Below are 22,269 nucleotides of genomic sequence, written 5' to 3' on the forward strand. Positions count from 1 at the left end.
TAGCCATCGGGGTTCATCCGGGGCAAATAACCTGACGGTTTTCAATCCCATTCGGGATTGTTATCGGGTGTTGACGTAATTTCCACTATAAGTTTAAAGAAATAGATTAGTATCTAGTGAGGAAGAAGGTTTCTTTATAATCCCTACAGACAATCGTAAAAAGGAAGATCAGTACCGCATAAAATCCCGAAGGGATTGAATCCCCATTTGGGGTATTTACCCCGAAACCCCGCTATCGGGGCGATGGCTTGGCCAAAATCCTACACTTACTGGAAATACCAACCTCGAATGGATTTGAATTCAAAACTTATCCCAAAACGAAAGGTCTAAGATTGTAAATCCCTTGTAATTCCTTTGGCCAAACGAATCCAAAACTTACTACTTACTGAAAATCCCGAAGGGATTGAATCCCCATTTGGGGTATTTACCCCGGATAGAATCCGGTGGCTTGGCGAAAAACCTACACCTATCGGGAATACCAATCCCAAAAGTGGTTGAATTCAAAACTATTTATCCCAAAAGGAATGGTCTGGACTTGCTACAGTCTAAGGTTGTAAATCCCTTGTAATTCCTGTGGTAAAAACGAATCCAAAACTTACTACTTACTGAAAATCCCGAAGGGATTGAATCCCCTTTTGGGGTATTTACCCCGGATAGAATCCGGTGGCTTGGCGAAAAACTTTCACCTACCGGAAATACCAACCACGAATGGGGTTGGATTTCACCCCATGGTTAGGAACCCTGTGAACCCATATAAATAAAAAGACCAAGGATAAAAGCAAGTGCTCCTATTGCAATTCCTAAACTAGTATTTATTGCTGTTGACTTTGCATCAGTTTTCCTGACCTGAACTTGTACGATGTCTTCAACCCTGATGGAAATCAGGTTTTCTTTAGGTCGCTTAGTCCCAAATCCTCTTAAAACCCCAGCTTCTGTTGTTACAAATTCTAAAATCCTAATATTCCCACTTTTTTCATAAACCTTTATCCTATCTCCGGGCTTTAATTTTTGAAGTTGCTCTGCCATTGAAGCAGATTCTGTTTTGGGCTTTACCTTTTCAAGGTTTTTGTAGGTTTTACAGGAAGTGCCTAATGCTGTAAGCAGAATAAATAAACCTAATAAATGGATAATTTTCATGACATGTTTTTTTGGGTGAAAATTTATGAAAATTAATTTACTCAATACTTATGCAATATCAAATGCTTCTTTAAAGATCCTCTCAGGTGATTGGTATTTTTCACTCGGAATTTTGTGGTGGAAACTCAAGATTAAAATTTTGATTGAATGTGATTCCTTTTAAAATCCTGATTTAGTTAATACGATGAAAATGCGATAGTACCCACAATCAACCAGGTGGCAAACAACCCCGCAGGTATGGAAATGATTGTCACAGGCCAGTTAGTTTTTTTCACCTTAACCTGATAAATGTCTTCTATCATAATGGAAATTGGAATTCTGGCAAATTCCTTAATGTGGATTCCTTTTATTTCCCTTTCATCAAAAGATGAAAATTCCAAATTCATAAAATCCCCATTTTTGACATAAACCTTTATCCTATCTCCGGGCTTTAATTTTTGAAGTTGTTCTGCCATTGAAGCAGATTCTGTTTTGGGCTTTACCTTTTCAAGATTTTTGTAGGTTTTACAGGAAGTGCCTAATGCTGTAAGTAGGATTAGTAAACTTAATAAACGGTTGATTTTCATGATATCTTTTTGGGTGAAAATTAAATATGAAAATTTACTCAATGCTTATGTTCCATCAAATGCTTCCTCAAGATATCCTCCCCAAAATCATTTCCCTTTTCGCGGAAGATGGAATGGATATGGTTGGCATTGTCCAAAAAACCGACGTTGTCATATTCAATAATAAAATCAGGACTATGGATCATGTAATAATGTGGTTTCATGGGTTCGTAGCTTCCGATCCATGCAAAATACACTTCATCCATTCCCCTTGCATGCAGGATGGCAAGGTATTCTTCCGCCTTTTCCTTTTCCATATTGTTCATGTATTCCTCGATCAGGTAATGGAGTACTTTCATTTGTTCGGGACGGAGTTCCGAACCTTTGATTCCCATAAATTCTTCATACCACTGCGGCCTGTCAGGATTGGTGAGGATATCCTTGGGAACTTCCTGACTCAAGGTTGCCTTGGCTTTTTGGGCATCATCCAAAGTATTGACAAACCAAAAACCATAATCTTCCTCTTTGCTTAGCGGCCTTAAACCAGCATATTGGGTGACTTCCACTACAGCCGGGTCAGAACCTAGAAACAGTGGCGTCATGGTATACGAATCCTTGGTCACTGTCAGGTTGATGGAAAGATGGTGACCCTCAAACTTGAAACCCCAAGCCGCGTCCATACCGGGATTGCCGAGGAGGGCGAGGTAATAATTGCCGTAATCCCAATCCAATGTGCGGATAAAACCAATCATCTGCTCATCAATCTTCTCCCGCTGATGGGCGATCTCAAAGATCTCGTGCAGGATATCATCCACCTGCATGATGGCAAAGGTCTTCAGGTATCCCTGCGAACTGAAAATCGTGCTTAGGATTTTGTGGAAACTGATCTTGCTCTGCTCCGACAAGTCCCCATACCGCAGCCCTTTTCTTGGCGCTAAACCAATCGGAAGGTTGGTCCATTTTGTTCGGAGGCTGTCATCCATCGAGAAGAGGACGCTGTACTTTTGGTTGGAAGAAAGGGTTTCCAAAAAATCCACAGTTACCTTGACCATGTCGGTTTTGGATTGAGCAAAGAGTCCGGTGCTAAAAGTCAATATCAGGGTAAGGAGCAAGAGGGATTTTTTCATTGGGAAAATCAGGGTTTAAGGAAAAGGACGGAAGACGGAAGTCGGAAGACCGAAGTACCGGACATAATTGCCTCTTGCCAAGAATATTAATGAATAACCTTTTAAGAGGAATAATGACAAATGCATAATTAATCAGACACTTTTGACATAAACTTCGGTAGCTTTTCCGGTATCTACATATTGGAAAGACCGGGTCAGCTTGATGGCCCCCGAGGGACTGATGTCAAACTTAAGCTTGTCGAAACTCCCCTCAGGATTGCTTGGGTAGACAAAGAGGTTGTTGCCTGCATAGACATATTCTTCTCCAAATACTTCATTCTTGACCCAAAGACCATTTTGGTTATTGAAAAGGGTGAGTGTTTTCTTAGGATCATGTTCATGGACATAGGTTCCTGTCAGCTTTTCGATGGAAGCAGGTTCGACGGCCAAGGTCCTTGCCATGCCCACATTGAAGACTACTTTGCTGCTGCCGTTTGGATTGTCCTCCACTTTCAACTGACGGTCTTTGGCAGCCTTGGCCCAAGGGTCTTTGGGGATGTTTTTATCCCCCGTAAAATACAGCTGCGTCACCAAAGGCTGATAGCCATCCGCAGTCACCATCATGTGAAAATGCGCGGGACGGATCAATCCTCCTCCCGCATCGTAAGGCACAGGAATGATGGTCTCAAAGGAATAATTGCCATTGGCATCGGTATGGACGGTGCCACGGTATCGAAAAGCTGATGTAGAGTTGTCATACACACCTTCTTCGTCACAGTGCCAAAGCTCGACCTTGGCGTTTTTGTAGGGAGTGGTGCAGTCCTGATGGAGGATTTTGCCGAGGAGTTGTACCTTGCGGCCATTCGAACCTGCCACCACCAAGTTGCTACGTCCGGGACTGCCGGGTCTGTAAAATGGTCCTAAGATATCAGAAGTCGTGGCGCAATCTCCCACATACCTTGTCCCGTCAAAGCGTATAAACCCGAAAGCACTCACAGCAGTGGCGCAGAGGGCTGATGTTTTGATAAAGTTTCTCCTTTTCATCTTTGTTTTGGATTTGAATTAAATGGTTCAAAAATTCATTAAGGTGGTTATCATATTTTCCCAAGGATCTGTTTCTCTTACTGTGGCATAAAGAAGCTGTCCGATCAGATAAATGGCCAGGCTGATTCCTAATGCCTTTTGACCTTTAGGATTGCCTTTATCCAGAAAGAGAAAGAAAATCAAAATGACATTGATCAATGTATAGGCGAAATACTCAATAGGTATAAACCCCCATAAAAGAAATGTCTCAAACCAGAAAACAAAAATCCTATCCACGGTCGGGCCCATAAAAGTCAGCGCAGCAGCCAGGATATACCTTGAATGCGGAATACGGTCCTTCCTACGGTAAATGGCAAGTAAAAAAAAGATAGCAAGCCATATAATATAAAAAACCGGCAGTCCCATTTCAAAAGCGCTCAAATGGAGTATTTCTGCTTCGGTAAATGTGGCCATTCCTTCTGCAACCTTTGCTTCCACCCGTAATTTGTAGGCAAAGTAACTGGCTTTTATCATCATTGCAGAAGTGATCAGCACCAAGGGCATGATAAGGTAACTCAACTTTCCCAAAGTCCTGTGGACTGAGATTTTTTTGTACTTGATCAATAATGGTTGTACGATAACCAAACCCATCCAGAGTGCCATACATGCAAAATGCAAATGGACTACAGAAGGATGAGGACCGAGGAGGGCTGAAAAATAGGTTTTATAGAATCCAATAAAAGCCAACAAGATAAAAATTAGAAACCAGTAACCGAGGTTATTGTAAATGCGGTTTGTTTGTATGATGGTAGGCATATATTGTTTTTTGTGTAACCTCACCAATCTAAAAAAAAATTTGGTCAAATCCGCTTTTACCCAATGAATCACGTACCAACAGGCCCATATTCTTCCCGAAACAGGGGGAATATTTTTCGGGAATGGTTAAAAGGAATCAAATAAAAGTTACTTCCGCTTTGAAGATAGTCCATAAACTATCCTATCCCGATATGGGACTTTGGCTTAGAAATTGGAAACTATTATTTAATCATTCATTATTTGATATTGGACGTTGTAATCAAAACTGAAAACAACACCATTCATTCCAACCGAAAACTAACCAAAAATGAGAACTTTTATTTACTCAATTTGCCTTTTATCTCTCACTTTTATTTATCAAAATGAAGCTAATGCGCAGGCTATCCTAGACCTTGAAACAGGTGCAGTATTCAACGGATACAATGATGTCCGAATTCCGGGAGATCAGGGGACACTTTTTTCCCTGACAGATGACCTGAAGGCTGAAACCAAAATATTTTACCGCCTGAGAGCGAGCTACATTATCAAATCGCGCCACACCATTTCGGTGCTTTACGCTCCTCTTGAAACACAATCACACGGGAGTGTAGGCAATGACATTTCCTTTGAAGGGGAATTATTTCCTGCCAATACCCAGTTGAACAGTACTTATAAATTCAATTCATACAGGTTGACATACCGGTATGACATTGTCCAAAATCCGAGGTTTGAATTTGGGTTGGGAGCCACGGCAAAAATCAGAGATGCGAAGATTGCGCTTGCATCGGCTAACCGGGGATCGGAGAAGACCAATGTAGGCTTTGTACCGATTATCAATTTCAGGCTTTTGTGGAAATTAGATGATAGGTTTGGATTCCTCTTGGATGGCGATGCGCTTGCGGCACCTCAGGGAAGAGCCGCGGATGTGTTGGCTGCTGTGACATATAATTTGTCTGATCATTTGAAAGTGAGGGCTGGTTACAGGATTTTGGAAGGTGGTGCTGATAACGATGAGGTTTATAATTTTTCTTTATTCCACTATGCTTCAGTGGGTATAGCTTATAGTTTTTTGAGGTAAAGGATTTAGCACCATAGGGCGTATTAAATAGTGAAGACGGACAAATTGTTACATTGATTCACCAAATGACCACAATGTGGTCAAACCTTACCGATCCGCCCCCAAGGGGGGTACTTCGGAAGTACCCCCTCCCACTTCAAAGACGAACTCACTCACCTTTTTGCCTACCCAGTTCGCCTTTTAGGTGGAGTCACTCATCTTTTTACTGAACAGGGTCACCTTTTTGGTGAACTCACTCACCTTTTTGCCGAACCGGGTTACCTTTTTGGTGAACTGGTTCGCCTCGGAGACGAACTCACGCACCTTTTTACCGAACTGGTTCACCTTTTTACAGAGTGTGGTAGTCTTTTTACCGATCCGTCTGACATATAGGGTCCGAGGGATTATATTTTTAGCAAACCTTGGGGCCATTTTGAAATATAATCAAGGCTTGGTTTCGCAACCCGGACATGATTTACAACCATTCTTGTACGTAAAAAGCAAATCAGAAATAAATAAGTGTAAAAATGACAGTTTTTTGTATCTTTCTTTAAGAACAGTAAACTCCCGAGTAGCATTAATGCCTTCTAACCACAATTCACCAATAACAAATGACCTATTAACCATAATCCTCTACCATGACCTACACACCCAAAATCTTTACCCTTCAGGCCTTTTTGTTCTGTTTTCTTGTCTTTGCTTCCGCTGCGATGGCACAGGACGGGACGATCCACCCACTCGAGACACCGGCAGAACCGCGGGCCATCTTACTCGGCACGGGCGGTGTCGATAACCAACCTGCTCCTGAGACTTGGTTCCGTCAGTGGGGCGATCCCATGGCCCGAAATATCTCGACGGCCACCCTCACTCCTTTTCTCCCCGAACCGGGAAAGGCAAATGGTGCTGCTGTGATTGTCGCGCCGGGAGGAGGTTTCAGTTGGCTGTCGATGGGCAATGAAGGTTGGGAGGTCGCAGAGGCACTTGCCAAGCAGGGAATCGCTGCCTTTGTTCTAAAGTACCGCCTCAACCCAACTCCGGAGTCTTTGGAGGATTTTACGGAATGGATGAACCGTCCCCGCAACCCTGCCCCGGCTCCTTCTGCGGGTTCTGCACCGAGTACCCCTGCACCCCGACCGCCACAGCGCGACCTTTCCAACCAACTCCAGGATGCCGAGGCGGCTTATGCCATGATCATTTCAAGAGCTGAGGAGTGGGGTGTCGACACTGACCGAATTGGAATGATCGGTTTCTCGGCAGGTGCCGGGCTGACCATGCACTCTACCCTACACTCTAAAACCATGAACCTTGCCTTTATCGGACCGATCTATGGCGGTATGGGACCTGTGGAAGTTCCAAAGAATGCGCCTCCGATGTTCAATGTAATTGCGACGGATGATTTTCTTTTCTTAGGTCAGACTGGCGTGATTGAGTCTTGGTACAAAGCCGGGATTCCTGTCGAATTCCATCTTTATCAAAATGGTGGTCACGGCTTCGGCCTCGGCAATCCCAACCGGACTAGTAACCGGTGGTTTGATGCTTTTATATATTGGTTAGAGGTAAATAAGTTCCTTGCCGAAAAGTAAATCGGGGAAATATAAAACTTACCAAAATTGAGAAATACAACAATCCCGAAAATGTTCGACACCCTTCAGGGTCGGTGAGGTAATTTGATGTTCATTAATCCACGGGTTGCGACCCGTGGTTATTTTTGTCGGACCATTTCATGGTCTTTTAGAGGAGGAAATACCAGTATTTAAAATACCGAAATGGCTGGGATGGATTTCTAATTTCGATTTTACATTTATAATAATTTTTCATTCCAAACCGGAACCTATTTTAATTATTTATCACCAAACAATGTACTTTCCCACCTATTTTTCAAAAAATAAATTTATGTTTGGAGTATGCTGAATGCTACCCAAATTCATTTTAATCCTCCAATATCAAAATATACATACTTTTTTGTATCTATCTTCATAATATTCTATTTCAGCACTTTAGATTCCTATGCCCAAAAACCTCATCTAGACGACAGCTTTTTTAAGCAAGGTTTGCTTGAATTAAAATTCCAAGAAAGTTGGCGGTACCAACCCGGCGACAATCCCGAATGGGCAAATCCTGATTTTGATGACACGAGTTGGTACAGCTTAAACCCAATAGGGCTAAAAGCCTACCAAATGCCTGATAGCCTTTGGTCAGGTTATGGTTGGTGGCGGATTTCCTTTACAGCGGATCCAAAAACCATTGAAGCCATAGAAAGGCTTTATTTTTACTCTTGGGGAGCAGCAGAAATTTACCTGGATGGAGAGCTTGTAGCTAGTTATGGAAGTTTTTCGCAAGACAGCCAAAATGAGAAAACCTACTCTCCCAACTATGATGGGGACAGGCCATTTAAAATCAAACCACAGGACGTACATACCCTTGCCGTCAGGTTTTCTAACCATCAGGCAAAAAGAAACCATCAGATCTATCGGTACTTTTCTGAAAACCTAGGCTTTAACATTGGTTTTTCGTCAGAAGTCCGCGCTCAATATTCAGATTTTCGCTTTGCAAATAGCTTTGCCACGCTCTCGGTAATCGTGGTGGTGCTCTCTATCTTATTGCTTTTGCATGTGCTTTTGTATGTCAAATTCAGGAGAGAGGAACCTTACTTGGTGATAACGCTCGTCACCTTTTTCTTTTTATGTGCCGCTGTTTGCGCTCATATCCTGTTGTTTGTCGATCTAAACGGCTTCACCAATCCGATTTTCAGCAGTATCTTAAATTCCACTGCTTTTGGTTTGGGATATGGCTTATTGCCATATTCATTAAGCACACTGTTTAAAATACAAAAATTCAAATGGACCAGGCATTTGGTATGGTTGGCGCTATTTAGAACCGTCAATTACTTTGTCCATGTTTTCAATTTTATCCTTTTTGATGCTGTCATCATCCTTGCAGTCATTATACTGATGGTGATAATCATGCGCATAGCCATCAAAGGAAGAAATAAAGGGGCGCGTTATGTGGCATTTGGTGCCATTGGAACTTCGTTTTTCTTATTGGTCAACAGGATGATTGTTGCTGATATCATTTCGCTGAGCACTTCACTTTATTATCTTGACCTGATATTGCTTTATATCAGTTACCCATTGGGTATTTACATTTATATCACCAATCAATATGGCAGGCTTTTTCTTGCGATGGAGCTTGAAGTGCAAGACCGGACCCACCAACTCAATGTCATGATCAGCGATCTGACCCAAACTCAAAAGGAGCTTTCCACAAAAAATGACGAGAATGTCCTGTTACTAAAGGAGATACATCACCGTGTCAAAAATAACTTGGAGGTGGTGTCAGGTTTGTTGGCTTTACAGTCTGCAAAAATAGATGATCCCAATTTGCAGGAGGTTATGCTGTCAAGCCAAAATAGGGTAAAATCTATGGGTATTCTACACCAAAAGCTTTATCAAAGTGAGCATTTGGCATTTATTGAAATGAAAAATTACTTTGAAAACCTCTGTGAGAATATTTTGGACTCCTACAATGAAACCGACCGGATCAAGGTAAATATTGAAATGAATGAGCTTGAATTGGATGTAGATACGGCGGTTCCCTTGGGTTTAATAGTCAATGAACTTCTGACAAATTCTTTGAAATATGCTTTTCCCAAAGGAGAAAAAGGGAGGATTGAATTGAGTTTGAAAAATTTGGCTAAAGACAATTTTCAATTAAAAATCAGTGACAATGGTGTAGGAAAACCCTTGTTTGGAAAAGCATTGGGAACCGGTTTTGGAACGCAGTTGGTGGATTTGCTTACCCGACAGATTGATGGGAAATTGATACAGGATGTCAGTAACGGAACCATGATTTTAATAAATTTTGAAAGGCAGGTAGCGGCCAAGGTTTAAGGAACTTGATGTTTCATTGTTGGGATTCTGGAATTCCTTCATTTGGACCATTAATTTAAAAGAAATGGCCCCGAGGCGGACTGAATGATTTTTATACTTCCATCAATCTCCATGCACCGCAGCCCTTGGTTTATAATCGGATGGGTTTGGTCCCGATAACTATCGGGATCGGTCACGAATCTTGTAAATAGGAGGATTCTCATTACCGAAATGATTAAGATACATGTCTTTGTTCTACTCTTAACATTCTTACCAAATTTCTATAGGTTTCATTCCTTAGTCACTTTTTGTCTTACCACAAAAGGTAACCATCCCGATAGCTATCGGGAGGCAAGAAATTTTAATCCTCCCCCACACGGTGCCCCGCCGGCCCGGTAATCCCGACAATTGTCGCGGATTCTTCCTCCCCGCTGTGGTTTCATAGGAAGATTTTTCTTAAGAAAAAGACTCTAAAACGACAACAGCCCCGAAGTGGGCGAAACATACAAGCCATGGGTAAGGTGCTACACTCCATTTCATACTTTCTCTAATCCTCATGCACCGCAGCCCATGGTTTAGAATCGGATCATTACGTCCCGATAACTATCGGGATCGGTCACGAATTTTCTAAAGAAGAGAAATCTCAAATACCGAAATTGTTGGAGTAAATCTATATGTAAACTTTTTCAATTGAATGAACCATAAGTTTTGATTGAAAACCGTTTTTTAATCCCCCTACCCCTCCCCTTCACCACTTCCTCTGCGCCCTCCGTGACCTCTGGGGTAAATCCATCATAACCAACTTTTTACCAATCAAAATGACTCTTGATGCAAATCATGGTATTAGCTGATTTATGTCAGGTTTTTATCTAGTTTAACTAGATACTTTTAACACAATACAACGAGCCATTACCAACCAAAAATTCCCTGTCATGAACAACCTGAAATCCCAAACCATCCTCGAAGAAGCTGACGAAATGCTCCACACCGCAAAAGAGGAACTCTGCAGACCCGAAGAAGATGTCGTCCACTATATGGTATGCAAGCATGCCTATAAGGCAATCACAAAATACATGGCAGGATACCTTATCAGCCAAGGACAGGCTGTCACTTATTCCAGTTCCATCTCTGATCTTTTGGAAAAATGCCGCAACATCAATCCTACTTTTCAAAAACTCAACCTTGATCCGCTTTTGCGCCAAGGCAATCCGGAGGACTTGTGGATGAATACCCACACTGCAAGAGAGTTCATAGACCTTGCTTCCAAAACAAGAAACATGATCGGCTTTGGCTGACCACAAAACATACCGGAGAAACTCCAAAAAGGATGGTTTTCATCCTTGGAGTCTCTGCCTAATTTGATTTTTTAAACCTCTCAAACCAATATCCTTATGCATTTCAATCTGTTGAAAAAATCATCTAATGTCATGGAAAATAAAAAAAACAACTTCAAATACCCCGGAACAAGGGTTGCGATGGATGGAAACACCGTCGCCATCATGTGTGAAAGGGAATCTTCCGATGCCGCAGGAGCCTACCCCATCACACCCTCCACTCAAATGGGTGAATATTGGGCGGAAGAAGCTGCAAAAGGCCATCTCAACATATCGGATAGGCCTTTGATTTTTATAGAGCCGGAAGGTGAACATGCCGCAGCTGCCGTTACTGCCGGTCTTTCCATGACGGGTTTGCGTTCGGCTAATTTTTCCTCAGGACAGGGTATCGCCTACATGCACGAGTCACTCTATGCCGCTGTCGGCAAAAGACTCACCTATGTGCTCAATATCGGAGCCCGTGCCATGACCAAATCTACCCTAAACGTCCATGCAGGCCATGATGATTACCATGCCATCGACGATACAGGTTTTTTCCAACTATTTGCCAAAAAAGCACAGCACGTTGCTGACCTCAATATCATTTCACACAAAATCGCCGAGCTTGCCCTGAACCCGGGGGTAATTGCCCAAGATGGATTTCTCACGACGCACCTTATCGAGTCGCTGATGCTTCCTGAAAGGGAGCTCATCAAAGAATTCCTCGGTCGTCCGGATGACATCATCCCCACTCCCACTCCGGCACAAAGGATAATCTATGGCGATACCCGTCGTAGAATCCCCGAAGTATGGGATGTGGATAATCCCATGATGGCGGGCATCGTTCAAAATCAGGATTCCTACATGCAAAGTGTCGCCGCCCAACGGCCTTTTTTCTTTGACCATATCAAAGACATCACCGACCAAGCTTTTGAAGATTTTTATGCCCTCACCGGCAGAAAGTATGAAAGGGTGATGACTTACAGGGCAGAAGATGCCGAATACCTGATCCTTGGGCAAGGCAGTGTCGTGTCAAGTGCCGAAGCGGTCGTGGATTACTTGAGAAGAACCCGCGGACTGAGAGTCGGGGTCGTTGACTTGGTGATGTTCAGGCCTTTCCCGGCAGATCTTTTGGGAAAAATTCTGAAAGGAAAAAAAGGCGTGACGATTTTGGAAAGATTGGATCAACCGCTTTCTGAGGATTCTCCGATTATGCGCGAGGTGCGTTCTGTCATTACCAAATGCATCGAAAACGGAAACCACAAAACAGACCTTCCCTATCCCGAACTTCCCTCCTACACTGCCAGTGAAATGCCTGCTTTGTTTACAGGTTCTTTTGGAATGGGCAGCCGTGACCTTCAGCCCGAAGGCATCATCGGCGCTGTTGAGAATATGTTGCCGGACGGCAAACACAAAAAGAGATTTTACCTCTCCATTGACTTTATCAGGGAAAATGCTTTCACCCCAAAACAAAGGGAACATCAGGAAAATATCCAGGAAGCTTATCCAAATGTAAAGGAACTCGCTGTCCATGGTTCTGAGAATCCAAACCTCATGCCCAAAGATGCCATCACCGTCAGGTTCCACTCCGTCGGTGGTTGGGGTGCGATCACGACAGGTAAAAACCTGGCCATGACGCTTTTTGACCTGCTTGGCTATGACATCAAAGCCAATCCAAAGTATGGCTCTGAAAAGAAAGGTCAACCGACTACTTACTACTTGGCGGCAGCTCCGGAGCCGATCACCATCAACTGCGAATACTACTTTGTCGATGTGGTGCTCTCTCCAGATCCCAATGTATTCAAACATACCAATGCCTTGGCAGGATTGAAAAACGGCGGCGCATTTATCATCCAAAGTGAAAGAAAGACCGCAGATGAAGTGTGGGCAGACATTCCAAAACATTACCAAAAAACCATCATAGACAATGACATCCATGTATTTTATGTAGATGGATTCAAGATCGCAAGGGAAGAAGCCACAGATCCCGAGCTCCAGCTCAGGATGCAGGGAATTGCTTTCCAAGGGGCTTTCTTCGCAGCTTCTCCGCTGATGAAAAAATCAGGGTTGACAGATGTCGCCTTGCTCAAAGCCATCGAGGACCAATTGCAACACAAATTCGGTGGCAAAGGTCAACGCGTGGTTGATGACAACATGCGTGTCGTCAGACGGGGTTTTGACGAAGTCTATGAGATCAAAAACAAAGTCCTTGGACTGCAGACCGAAAAATCAAACGGTCAGCTGATTCCCGTCATCCCGACCATGCTCAAGGACGCTCCAAAAAGCCAATCCAACCTTACCGATATCCACCGGTTTTGGGAACAGACAGGAAGTTTCTACCAAAGTGGCCGAGGAAATGACAACATCACTGATCCATTTATCGGTCTCAGTGTCATCCCGGCAGCCACTTCTGTGTTCAGGGACATGACAGGCATCCGTTTCGAACACCCGGAATGGGTAGCCGACAACTGTACTGCCTGCGGCAATTGCTACACCATCTGTCCTGACACCGCCATTCCCGGATTGGTAAGCGAACTTTCGGATGTGCTCGATACCGTTTTGAAAAGGGTAAAAAGAAGCCATGAAAAACTGGATTTTCTTCCCAAAACAGTCAAGCAGATCGAACCAAAAATCAGAGCGCTTTTCAATGAACCACATGAGGGTGTCACGGTCAATATGCTGATTAATGAAGCAATAGATCAAGTATTGGAAACTGAAGCAAAAGATTCCCTTTTGAGAATGGAGCTTGGGTGGTTTAGGGAAGAATTGGGAGATTTTCAATTTGCCCTTACCCGACCTTACTACGACCTCCACGAAAAAAAGCAACCAAACAGCGGCGGTCTGTTCAGCATCACCATCAATCCCAACACCTGCAAAGGCTGTATGGAATGCGTGAAAGTCTGTAACGACGATGCCTTGAAAGTGGTCAAGCAAACAGACGATTCCATAGCAAAATTGAGAGAAGAATGGAGCGTATGGTCTGACCTTCCCAATACACCAAAAAAATATAATAGAATCGACGATCTAGAAGAGAAAATCGGTCCACTCGAAACCATCCTCCTTGACAAAAACGCTTACCAGAGTTTTGCGAGCGGTGACGGGGCTTGTTTGGGTTGCTCGGAGAAATCAGTTGTCCACCTTTTTATGGCCACTGTAGAATCTCTCATGCTTCCTCGTGTAGAAAAACATGTGGCGTACCTAGAAAGCCTGATAGGCAATCTGGAAAAGCATATCCAAAGCAGGTTGATGAAATCCATGAACCTCATGGATACCGACCTGATGTCCAAAATCGTCTCAGAAACCCAAGGCACTGACCTGACAATTTCAGGCATTGCTAGCAGGATGGAATCTGAAAGGGGAACAGACCCTATCGATCCGGATTGGTTGACAAACACTACCAATATCCTTTCGGGACTAAAAAGCCTTCTTTGGAGATACACAGGAGGAACCACCGGAAAAGGCCGATCCAGCATGGGTATGACCAACTCCACAGGCTGTACCTCGGTATGGGGAAGTACTTATCCTTACAATCCTTATCCATTCCCTTGGGCAAACCACTTGTTCCAAGACAGTACCTCTTTGGCGATGGGGATCTTTGAAGGCCATATGGCAAAAATGTCAGATGGGTTCAAGCTGATCCGAAAAGCTGAAATGGAGCTCAAAGGAAATTACAATCCCAAAGAACAAAAAGAGTTCTTCACCTACTTCAATTGGGAGCAATTCACAGATGAAGAATGGAAATTATGTCCTCCGGTAGTTGCCTTGGGCGGTGACGGTGCGATGTATGATATCGGATTCCAGAACCTTTCCAGGATGATGGCCTCCGGCAAACCCATCAAAGTAATCGTCGTCGATACCCAAGTTTACTCAAACACCGGTGGTCAGGCTTGTACCTCAGGATTTATCGGGCAGGTTTCTGACATGGCGCAATATGGCAAAGTCTGGAAAGGCAAGTCCGAACCAAGAAAAGAAATCGGACTCATCGCCATGGCACACAGAAATACCTATGTGATGCAGGGAACTTTGGCCAATACAAGCCACATGATCGAAGGATTTATTGAAGGCTTGTTGACCAAGCGTCCCGCACTATTCAACCTCTACACTACCTGCCAACCCGAACATGGCGTGGCCGATGACCTCGGTGCACATCAGGCGAAGTTGGCGATGGAATCAAGGGCTTACCCCATATTCAGGTACAATCCCGACAAAGGAAAAACACCACAGGAAGCTTTCGACTTGGATGGAAATCCTGCCATGGATCAATTGTGGCCAACTTATGAGTTGAAATATATCGAAGGTGGCAGGCCAAAAACAATGACCGTAGCCATGACATTTGCAGATTTTGCGATCACTGAAGCAAGATTCAGGAAGCATTTCCGAAAAGCCCCAAGAGACACTTGGAATGAAAACATGATCGTCTTGTCCGAATTCCTCGAGATGGACAAGAGTGCCCGAGAAGGCAAATTCCCATATATCTGGGCTGTTGACCAAAAGCAACTCCTTAGCCGCGTTTTGGTAGCAAAACCAATGGTAGAATCCTGTGAAGAACGCCGTGATTTTTGGATCATGCTCAGGGCCATTGCCGGAGTTTCCGGCACCAAAGAACTTCCTAAAGAAGATGTGGAAAGCAAAGTCCGCGCAGAAGTAGTCAGCAGGATTGCAAGAGGCCTGATGAAAATGGCCGGAGATGATGGCGCAGGAATCATGGACTTGGTACAGGAAGACCCAAAAGTAAATGGGAATGGCGCACCCAAAGCTGCCGCCACTGACGCTATGGCTCCATGGATCGAGACTGAACTTTGTACCTCCTGTGATGAATGTACCAAACTCAATGGCAACATGTTCGCCTACAACAAGGATAAGAAAGCCTTTATCAAAAATGCAGATGGCGGAAGCTACATGGACTTGGTCAAAGCTGCCGAAAAATGCACCGCAGGCGTAATCCACCCGGGTTTACCTGCTGACAAGAATTTTGCCGATTCCGAAAAATGGATCAAAAGGGGAGAAAAATTTAACTGATACCGTGCTGAACCTTCATTCACATACCTTCCGACACGGGGTTCATCCTCCGGAAAACAAAGAGGAGACCAATAAACTGCCCATCCGGCAGTTTCCTTTCTCTCCCCTGATCATCCTTCCCATGCAGCAGCATATAGGCGCTCCTTCACGCATCATTGTGAGGGAAGGTCAGGAAGTGGTGAGAGGGCAACTTTTGGCAGAAGCCAATGGCTATATGTCCGTGCCGGTTCATGCTCCTGTTTCAGGAAAAATAAGAAAAATCGCCAAGGTCCCTGTCATTTCAGGACAGATGACCGAAGGGATATACATGGAGACTTTCCATTATTCAGGTCAAGAAGTCAATGAAGGAATTCCTATTTCCCTGGAAAACGCAAGTCCTGAGCAAATCCTCAAAGGCATCCAAGATGCCGGGATTGTGGGTTTGGGTGGTGCGGCATTTCCTACCCACGTCAAACTCAAAATCCCTGAAGGAAAGGTTTGTGACTATCTGATCATCAACGGCATCGAATGCGAGCCTTACCTCACAACCGACCACCGGGTCATGCTCGAGCAGGCAAATGATATTTTCACCGGTATCCGGTATCTGATCAAAGCCACCGGTGCCAAGGAAGTCATCATCGGCATTGAAGGAAACAAGCAAGATGCCGCAGACCATTTGACCAAACTCATTCCTGCTGGCCTTCCTGTGACTGTCCAAGTGGTCCCTGTCAAATATCCCCAAGGCGCCGAAAAAATGCTGATCACTTCTTTGCTTGGCAAGGAAGTTCCATCCGGAGGCTTGCCGATAGATGTGAATGCTGTCGTGGTCAATGTGGCCACCACCGCAGAGATTGGCAGGCTGCTGCCGCGTGGTCAGGGAATCCAAGAACGTGTGATTACGATCACCGGTCCCGGTGTCAAGAAAAAAGGCAATTACCTGATTCCCGTCGGAACACCTTTGCGGTATGTCCTCGAGCATGTCGGAGCTGCCGAAAATATCAGTGAAGTCTATATGGGTGGTCCCATGATGGGCGTGGCTGTCTCCAATCTGGATATTTCTATTGTCAAAGGAACATCAGGAATTGTTGTTTTTGGGGAAGACAATATCAACAAAACAGAAAAAATATTTCCCTGTATCAAGTGCGGTGCCTGTGTGGATGCCTGTCCCATTTCCTTGAATCCATCGAAATTGGGCATTTTGGCAAAATCAGAGGCTTACGATACCATGGCGGAGGATTTCCATTTGATGGATTGCTTCGAATGCGGTTCCTGTTCATTTGTCTGCCCGTCCAATATTCCGCTTGTACAGTATTTCAGACTGTCCAAAGGAATTGTCAGAAAACGCAATACTGCCAAAACAGCAAAAGCCAATGTTTAGCAAAACCCTACATATCAGCACTTCTCCGCATATCCGACAAGGAATGAGCACGGACATGATCATGCAGCATGTGGTTTGGGCCATGATGCCGCTTGTTATTTTTGCTGTAGTTTCATTCGGGTTAAATGCACTGTTGGTGATCATCACCGCAGTGGTATCGAGCGTCTTGACAGAACATGCGCTATGCCGCTGGTCAGGAAAATCCTCTACCGTTTCGGATTGGTCGGCAGTCATCACAGGCATTTTGCTTGGACTGACTTTGCCCCCCATCTTTCCGCTTTGGATGACTTTCCTTGGAGGTGTGGTATCAATTGCTATCGGCAAATTTGTCTTTGGAGGATTGGGGTATAATGCCTTCAATCCCGCTTTGGTCGGCAGGGCTTTCCTGCAAGCCGCATTCCCTGTCGCCATTACGACATGGCATCCCTCCTTTTTGGAAGGAAGATTTTTAAGCATTTCAAAATCAGTAGCCGCCTTCCCATTTTCAACACCTGTGGTAGATGGGATTTCGGGAGCTACTCCCCTATCTGCTTTCAAGTTTGACAAAGTCACAACCGATACTGCTGACCTTGCTTTTGGATTGATCAATGGCTCTACAGGAGAAACTTCCGCTGTGCTGATCATTCTTGGAGGGATCTATTTGGCAGTAAGGAAAATGATGAACTGGAGAATTCCTGTCGCCATCCTTACTACTGTTTTTGTCTTAAGTTGGATATTATATATCATTGACAACCAAGTCTATCCTTCACCTCAATTCATGCTCTTTTCGGGTGGATTGATGTTGGGTGCGGTCTTTATGGCCACGGACATGGTCGGTTCGCCGATCACTCCAAGAGGTGTGATGGTATATGGCGCATTTATCGGATTGATAGTCGTTGTCATCCGGATTTGGGGAGGACTTCCCGAGGGGGTGATGTATGCCATTCTTTTGGGAAATGCACTGACGCCACACATTGACAACCTGATCAAGTCGAGAGTTTACGGTACCAAAAAGACCAAATCATGAGCGCAGACAAAACCATATCGACCCAACCCAACAGCACAGCAAGCAGCAAGAAAATGCTGATCGCCATGGTAGGCATTGGCGTTATCTGTGCTTTGCTGATTGTATTGAGTTATGAAGGCACCAAAGAAAGGATCGAAATCCTAAAAGCCGAAGCCCTCGAAAAAGCAGTATTCAAAGTTGTCCCCGGCATCTCCAAAACAAGGATTTTTGAGCTGACAGCAGAAGGAACTTTCGTGCCTTCAGATGGCAAAGACAGAAGCAAGACTTTGGTCTATGCAGGATATGACGATACGGATGTCTTCAAAGGTATCGCCATCGAAGCAAGCGGACAGGGCTATGCAGATATCCTGCGGATCCTGTATGGCTATGACCCGGAGACGCAAACTGTGGTAGGATTTTATGTTTTGGAAAGCAAGGAAACCCCGGGATTGGGAGACAAAATCGAAAAGGATGATGATTTCCTCGCCAATTTCAAAGCATTGACCGTGGCACTGACAGAAGATCTGAGTAAAATCCAAAATCCTGTAGTCCCGGTGAAAGAGGGTATGAAGAAAAATCCTTGGGAAGTCGATGGCATCACGGGTGCCACCATTTCGTCCCGCGCTATCGGCAATATCATCGGTGAAAGCTCGCTAAAGATGGTCCCCTTGATTTATAAGCAACAGGAAGTATTCAATTCGGCAATAAACCCAACCTCCAAATGACGTATTTTACGGGATTCGTCATGCTGAACGTAGTGAAGCATCTCAAAAATGATAGGAGATCTTTCATCCTTCCCGAAAAACGGGACAGGCTGTACCTCGGATTCAAGATGACGCACCAACAAATGCCAATTTTAACAACTCAAAATGACACCAACAAAAATCGCTGACTTGAAAGCAGGACCAAGCTCCACAGATGAGTTTATCAAAGGGCTATGGCGTGAAAATCCTGTCTTTGTACAGGTGTTGGGGATGTGTCCAGTTTTGGCGGTTTCCAATTCCGCCATCAACGCCCTTGCAATGGGATTGGCAACGGCTTTTGTACTGATCATGTCCAATATACTGGTTTCTTCGCTCCGCAATTTTATCCCGAAGCAAGTCCGAATAGCCTCCTACATCTTGATCATTGCCACTTTCGTCACAATCGTGGACTATGCGATCCAGGCCATCAGCGTGGATTTGCACAAAAACCTTGGGGCGTTTATCTCCCTGATTGTGGTCAACTGTCTTATCCTGAGCCGTGCTGAAGCTTTTGCTTCCAAAAATACCATGGGAAAATCCGCCTTGGATGCCTTGGGCATGGGACTGGGATTTGTGTTTGCCCTGTTTTGCCTCGGTGCGGTCAGGGAAATATTGGGAAATGGCAGCATCTTCGGATACATTGTCTTCCCTGAAGCCTTTCAGGAATGGATCATCATGATCCTCCCGGCAGGCGGCTTTTTCACCTTGGCACTGTGGCTTTTCCTCTTCAACAATTACAAACTTAAAAAAGCAAAAGCATGAAATCTGAATCCCTTTGGTACATATTCATCAATGCGAGTTTGATCAACAATTTCGTGCTCGCCTATTTTCTGGGAATCTGTCCTTTTCTCGGTGTTTCGGGAAAAATGGAAACTGCCACAAAAATGGGTGCTGCCGTGACTTTCGTCATGATCATCAGTTCGGTCTGTGCTTTTGGCATTCATGCACTGCTTGTGGCCATCAATGCGCCTTTTCTGCAACTCATCAGCTATATCGTCGTCATTGCAGCTACTGTTCAGCTGGTGGAGATGGTCATCAAAAAAATGAGTCCGGCGCTCTTCCGTTCCTTGGGGATTTTCCTCCCTTTGATCACCACCAACTGCGCGATCTTGGCTGTTGCCTTATTTCAGACAGCAAAAGGATACAGTTTCTTTGGTAGTCTTGCTTTCGCTTTGGGTGCAGGGGTTGGCTTTACGCTTGCGCTGATCCTGATGGCGGGAATCAGGGAGCAACTTGATTTTGCCGATGTGCCAAAAGTCGTCAAAGGTACCGTGATCACTTTGCTGGTCGCGGGGATATTGTCATTGACATTTATGGGATTTTCGGGATTAGGGTCTTAGGGGGCAGGGGGCAGTAATCAGTGAGCAGTGGTCGGTAAAAAGTAAGAAGTAGAAGGTAAAAGGTAGGAAGTTTGACCGATGTCGGATGACCGATGACCGATGAAGGTAGGAAGTATGGAAGTGGGAAGTTTGACCGATGACGGATGACGGATGACGGTAAGAAGTGGGAAGTTTGGAAGTGGGAAGTTTGACCGATGTCAGATGACCGATGACCGATGAAGGTAAGAAGTGGGAAGTTTGGAAGTGGGAAGTTTGACCGATGACGGATGACGGATGAAGGTAAGAAGTGGGAAGTAAGGAAGTGGGAAGTTTGACCGATGTCAGATGACCGATGACCGATGAAGGTAAGAAGTGGGAAGTTTGGAAGTGGGAAGTTTGACCGATGTCAGATGACCGATGACCGATGAAGGTAAGAAGTGGGAAGTTTGGAAGTGGGAAGTAAGAAGTAAGAAGTGAAAAGTAGACAGTAAGCAAAAACAAAAATGGAAACAGTTTGGAGTTTTGTGATCGGGATATTGGGGTTGGTGGGCATGATTTTGATTTGGGTTTTGGTCCAATCCTATTGGCGCAAAACCTTTTCTGAAAACATCTCCGATGAGGATGTCCTCGCCGAGAGAAGAAGCTGCGGGAATTGTGGCTGTGTGAAGGTGTGTGAGAAAAAGTCAACAGTCCATGGTTCACGGTAATGCAGTGGTGAGAGGTAAGTGGTGAGTGGTTAGAGGTCGACAGTCCACGGTCGACAGTCCACAGCGGATGTGTCGATAGTAGAAAGTTTTCGGATTTTGTAAACAGTCCACGGTCCACGGTCGACAAACCACGGTGGGCAGTGTTCATAGGGCAGTTGTCGGATCACAGTAGGTGTATCAAAATGAAAAAGTCAAAAAAAAGAATCATGATTAGATGTTAAGCAGCTGCAACATCGGTCTTCGGTCTTCCGTCCCGATTGAAAAAGAATATACAGAAATAAAATTTAAACCATAAAAGAAATATCAAACTCTAAATACCTTCACTATGACCTATTTATCAGACCTCAATACAAAACTGCAATACAAAGCAAAAGTCAGGAAAACCAAGCGCCTGACTCCTGCCAATACAGAAGAAATCCGGGAAATCATGATTGAAGTGGAGGATCCCGGGTTCCAGTGTAAAGTAGACCAAAGCTTTGGCGTGCTCGTGAAGCATGACAGCGATTTTGGAAATGAATACCACCACCGGCTTTACAGTGTGGCCGATATTCCTTCCAAAGAAAATGGCAAAACACTACTGACCATGTTGGTCAAAAGATGCTCTTATGTGGATGAGTTCAACGGGGAACTTTACCACGGCGTAGGTTCTAGCTACCTCTGTGACCGGGAGGTTGGCGATGTGATCAACTTAACGGGACCTTTTGAACTGCCATTCAAAATCCCCGAAGACAAAAACTCCAACCTCATCCTGATCGGAATGGGAACCGGCATTGCGCCGTTCAGGGCATTTGTGAAGCATATTTATGCAGATGTGAAAGACTGGAAAGGAAAAATCCGCTTGTTCTACGGCGCAAAAAGCGGTTTGGAACTCCTCTACCTCAATGACAAAGACGGGGACTTGACAAGCTATTACGACGAAGCTACTTTCGAAGCCTTCAGTGCTTTGAGCCCAAGGCCGCATTGGGAAGATCCGATTTCATTGGATGCAGCGATCGAGGAAAGAGCGGAAGAGGTTTTGGAAATGCTCTCCTACAGCAATACCTACATCTATATCGCAGGATATGAAAAAGTCAAAGAAAACCTCAACAAGGCTTTTATCAATATCATGGGTTCAAAGGAAAAATGGGAAAACCGAAAAGCGGAATTGATTGCAGGGAAAAAGTGGGCGGAAGTGATTTATTGAAAAAATGACCGATGACCGATGACCTCTGTTGGTGTTGCGTCATCCTGAAGGAGGAACGACTGAAGGATCTCATGTATTTTGATGAGACACTTCGCTACACTCAGTGTGACG

Annotated in this window: 20 protein-coding genes; 14 read left to right on the plus strand and 6 right to left on the minus strand. The window is 44.5% G+C overall.

The annotated features are described in order from the left end of the window. The first annotated feature begins 354 nt into the window (after positions 1-354). The gene (locus M3O96_RS20460; RefSeq protein ID WP_249724028.1) at positions 355-498 is read left to right on the plus strand and encodes a hypothetical protein; all 144 of its coding nucleotides are present in this window, start codon (positions 355-357) and stop codon (positions 496-498) included. A gap of 234 nt (positions 499-732) precedes the next feature. Here the strand turns inward: M3O96_RS20460 and M3O96_RS20465 are convergent, their stop codons facing one another. The 5 genes from M3O96_RS20465 to M3O96_RS20485 all read right to left on the minus strand — a co-directional run bounded on the left by M3O96_RS20465 (position 733) and on the right by M3O96_RS20485 (position 4,627). Beyond that, positions 733-1,137, minus strand: coding sequence for a hypothetical protein (locus tag M3O96_RS20465; RefSeq protein ID WP_249724029.1), 405 nt, complete (start codon positions 1,135-1,137; stop codon positions 733-735). 176 nt (positions 1,138-1,313) lie between these two features. Next, positions 1,314-1,703, minus strand: a complete 390-nt coding sequence (locus M3O96_RS20470) for a hypothetical protein (protein WP_249724030.1) — start codon at positions 1,701-1,703, stop codon at positions 1,314-1,316. Between the two features lie 38 nt (positions 1,704-1,741). Beyond that, a complete protein-coding gene (locus M3O96_RS20475; RefSeq protein WP_249724032.1) occupies positions 1,742-2,809 on the minus strand; it encodes a DUF3500 domain-containing protein in 1,068 nt (355 codons plus the stop codon). 132 nt (positions 2,810-2,941) lie between these two features. Continuing rightward, positions 2,942-3,832, minus strand: a complete 891-nt coding sequence (locus tag M3O96_RS20480) for a dioxygenase family protein (protein WP_249724035.1) — start codon at positions 3,830-3,832, stop codon at positions 2,942-2,944. Between the two features lie 27 nt (positions 3,833-3,859). After that, entirely contained in the window at positions 3,860-4,627 is a 768-nt protein-coding gene (locus tag M3O96_RS20485) for a hypothetical protein (protein WP_249724038.1), read from the minus strand. 307 nt (positions 4,628-4,934) lie between these two features. Here M3O96_RS20485 and M3O96_RS20490 point away from each other — a divergent pair, with 307 nt between their 5' ends. From M3O96_RS20490 to M3O96_RS20540, 11 genes are all read left to right on the plus strand, one after another. Next, positions 4,935-5,684, plus strand: a complete 750-nt coding sequence (locus tag M3O96_RS20490; RefSeq protein ID WP_249724040.1) for a porin family protein — start codon at positions 4,935-4,937, stop codon at positions 5,682-5,684. A 617-nt stretch (positions 5,685-6,301) separates the two neighbouring features. After that, positions 6,302-7,246 (plus strand): alpha/beta hydrolase, encoded by a 945-nt coding sequence (locus M3O96_RS20495; protein WP_249724042.1) that lies wholly within the window; start codon positions 6,302-6,304, stop codon positions 7,244-7,246. A gap of 468 nt (positions 7,247-7,714) precedes the next feature. Beyond that, the gene (locus tag M3O96_RS20500) at positions 7,715-9,553 is read left to right on the plus strand and encodes a histidine kinase dimerization/phosphoacceptor domain -containing protein (RefSeq protein WP_249724044.1); all 1,839 of its coding nucleotides are present in this window, start codon (positions 7,715-7,717) and stop codon (positions 9,551-9,553) included. A 911-nt stretch (positions 9,554-10,464) separates the two neighbouring features. After that, a complete protein-coding gene (locus M3O96_RS20505; protein ID WP_249724047.1) occupies positions 10,465-10,827 on the plus strand; it encodes a HEPN domain-containing protein in 363 nt (120 codons plus the stop codon). Between the two features lie 132 nt (positions 10,828-10,959). Further along, entirely contained in the window at positions 10,960-15,864 is a 4,905-nt protein-coding gene (locus tag M3O96_RS20510; RefSeq protein ID WP_249724057.1) for a 2-oxoacid:acceptor oxidoreductase family protein, read from the plus strand. A 4-nt stretch (positions 15,865-15,868) separates the two neighbouring features. After that, entirely contained in the window at positions 15,869-17,221 is a 1,353-nt protein-coding gene (rsxC, locus tag M3O96_RS20515) for an electron transport complex subunit RsxC (RefSeq protein WP_249724060.1), read from the plus strand. Beyond that, complete coding sequence (locus tag M3O96_RS20520; RefSeq protein ID WP_249724062.1) at positions 17,214-18,227, plus strand: RnfABCDGE type electron transport complex subunit D; 1,014 nt, start codon at positions 17,214-17,216, stop codon at positions 18,225-18,227. Before rsxC ends, M3O96_RS20520 begins: the two co-directional genes overlap by 8 nt. Beyond that, positions 18,224-18,931 carry an RnfABCDGE type electron transport complex subunit G gene (locus M3O96_RS20525; RefSeq protein ID WP_249724067.1) on the plus strand — a complete coding sequence of 236 codons (708 nt, stop codon included), beginning with the start codon at positions 18,224-18,226 and terminating at the stop codon, positions 18,929-18,931. Before M3O96_RS20520 ends, M3O96_RS20525 begins: the two co-directional genes overlap by 4 nt. Beyond that, complete coding sequence (locus M3O96_RS20530; RefSeq protein ID WP_249724068.1) at positions 18,928-19,098, plus strand: hypothetical protein; 171 nt, start codon at positions 18,928-18,930, stop codon at positions 19,096-19,098. The genes M3O96_RS20525 and M3O96_RS20530 overlap by 4 nt, the downstream gene beginning before the upstream one ends. Then, on the plus strand, positions 19,076-19,711 hold the full coding sequence (gene rsxE / locus M3O96_RS20535; RefSeq protein WP_249724069.1) for an electron transport complex subunit RsxE: 636 nt from the start codon (positions 19,076-19,078) through the stop codon (positions 19,709-19,711). Before M3O96_RS20530 ends, rsxE begins: the two co-directional genes overlap by 23 nt. Continuing rightward, positions 19,708-20,289, plus strand: a complete 582-nt coding sequence (locus M3O96_RS20540; RefSeq protein WP_249724072.1) for an electron transport complex protein RnfA — start codon at positions 19,708-19,710, stop codon at positions 20,287-20,289. Before rsxE ends, M3O96_RS20540 begins: the two co-directional genes overlap by 4 nt. Here M3O96_RS20540 and M3O96_RS20545 read toward each other — a convergent pair. Next, on the minus strand, positions 20,278-20,769 hold the full coding sequence (locus M3O96_RS20545; RefSeq protein WP_249724073.1) for a hypothetical protein: 492 nt from the start codon (positions 20,767-20,769) through the stop codon (positions 20,278-20,280). The genes M3O96_RS20540 and M3O96_RS20545 overlap by 12 nt on opposite strands. 2 nt (positions 20,770-20,771) lie before the next feature. Between M3O96_RS20545 and M3O96_RS20550 the strand changes: the two genes are divergently transcribed. Both M3O96_RS20550 and M3O96_RS20555 read left to right on the plus strand, forming a co-directional pair. Continuing rightward, positions 20,772-20,975: a hypothetical protein gene (locus M3O96_RS20550; protein WP_249724074.1), complete on the plus strand. Its 204-nt coding sequence runs from the start codon at positions 20,772-20,774 to the stop codon at positions 20,973-20,975. Between the two features lie 325 nt (positions 20,976-21,300). Beyond that, the gene (locus tag M3O96_RS20555; protein ID WP_249724075.1) at positions 21,301-22,158 is read left to right on the plus strand and encodes a ferredoxin reductase domain-containing protein; all 858 of its coding nucleotides are present in this window, start codon (positions 21,301-21,303) and stop codon (positions 22,156-22,158) included. The last annotated feature ends 111 nt before the right edge of the window (positions 22,159-22,269 follow it).

The sequence above is a fragment of the Aquiflexum sp. TKW24L genome (assembly GCF_023502205.1).
Lineage (GTDB): Bacteria > Bacteroidota > Bacteroidia > Cytophagales > Cyclobacteriaceae > Cognataquiflexum.

Excerpts from the sequence above, each read along its gene's own strand:
- M3O96_RS20465 (WP_249724029.1), bottom strand. The coding sequence starts at position 1,137 with ATGAAAATTATCCATTTATTAGGTTTATTTATTCTGCTTACAGCATTA.
- M3O96_RS20470 (WP_249724030.1), bottom strand. The coding sequence starts at position 1,703 with ATGAAAATCAACCGTTTATTAAGTTTACTAATCCTACTTACAGCATTA.
- M3O96_RS20475 (WP_249724032.1), bottom strand. The coding sequence starts at position 2,809 with ATGAAAAAATCCCTCTTGCTCCTTACCCTGATATTGACTTTTAGCACC.
- M3O96_RS20480 (WP_249724035.1), bottom strand. The coding sequence starts at position 3,832 with ATGAAAAGGAGAAACTTTATCAAAACATCAGCCCTCTGCGCCACTGCT.
- M3O96_RS20485 (WP_249724038.1), bottom strand. The coding sequence starts at position 4,627 with ATGCCTACCATCATACAAACAAACCGCATTTACAATAACCTCGGTTAC.
- M3O96_RS20490 (WP_249724040.1), top strand. The coding sequence starts at position 4,935 with ATGAGAACTTTTATTTACTCAATTTGCCTTTTATCTCTCACTTTTATT.
- M3O96_RS20495 (WP_249724042.1), top strand. The coding sequence starts at position 6,302 with ATGACCTACACACCCAAAATCTTTACCCTTCAGGCCTTTTTGTTCTGT.
- M3O96_RS20505 (WP_249724047.1), top strand. The coding sequence starts at position 10,465 with ATGAACAACCTGAAATCCCAAACCATCCTCGAAGAAGCTGACGAAATG.
- M3O96_RS20510 (WP_249724057.1), top strand. The coding sequence starts at position 10,960 with ATGGAAAATAAAAAAAACAACTTCAAATACCCCGGAACAAGGGTTGCG.
- M3O96_RS20520 (WP_249724062.1), top strand. The coding sequence starts at position 17,214 with ATGTTTAGCAAAACCCTACATATCAGCACTTCTCCGCATATCCGACAA.
- M3O96_RS20525 (WP_249724067.1), top strand. The coding sequence starts at position 18,224 with ATGAGCGCAGACAAAACCATATCGACCCAACCCAACAGCACAGCAAGC.
- M3O96_RS20530 (WP_249724068.1), top strand. The coding sequence starts at position 18,928 with ATGACGTATTTTACGGGATTCGTCATGCTGAACGTAGTGAAGCATCTC.
- rsxE (WP_249724069.1), top strand. The coding sequence starts at position 19,076 with ATGACACCAACAAAAATCGCTGACTTGAAAGCAGGACCAAGCTCCACA.
- M3O96_RS20540 (WP_249724072.1), top strand. The coding sequence starts at position 19,708 with ATGAAATCTGAATCCCTTTGGTACATATTCATCAATGCGAGTTTGATC.
- M3O96_RS20550 (WP_249724074.1), top strand. The coding sequence starts at position 20,772 with ATGGAAACAGTTTGGAGTTTTGTGATCGGGATATTGGGGTTGGTGGGC.
- M3O96_RS20555 (WP_249724075.1), top strand. The coding sequence starts at position 21,301 with ATGACCTATTTATCAGACCTCAATACAAAACTGCAATACAAAGCAAAA.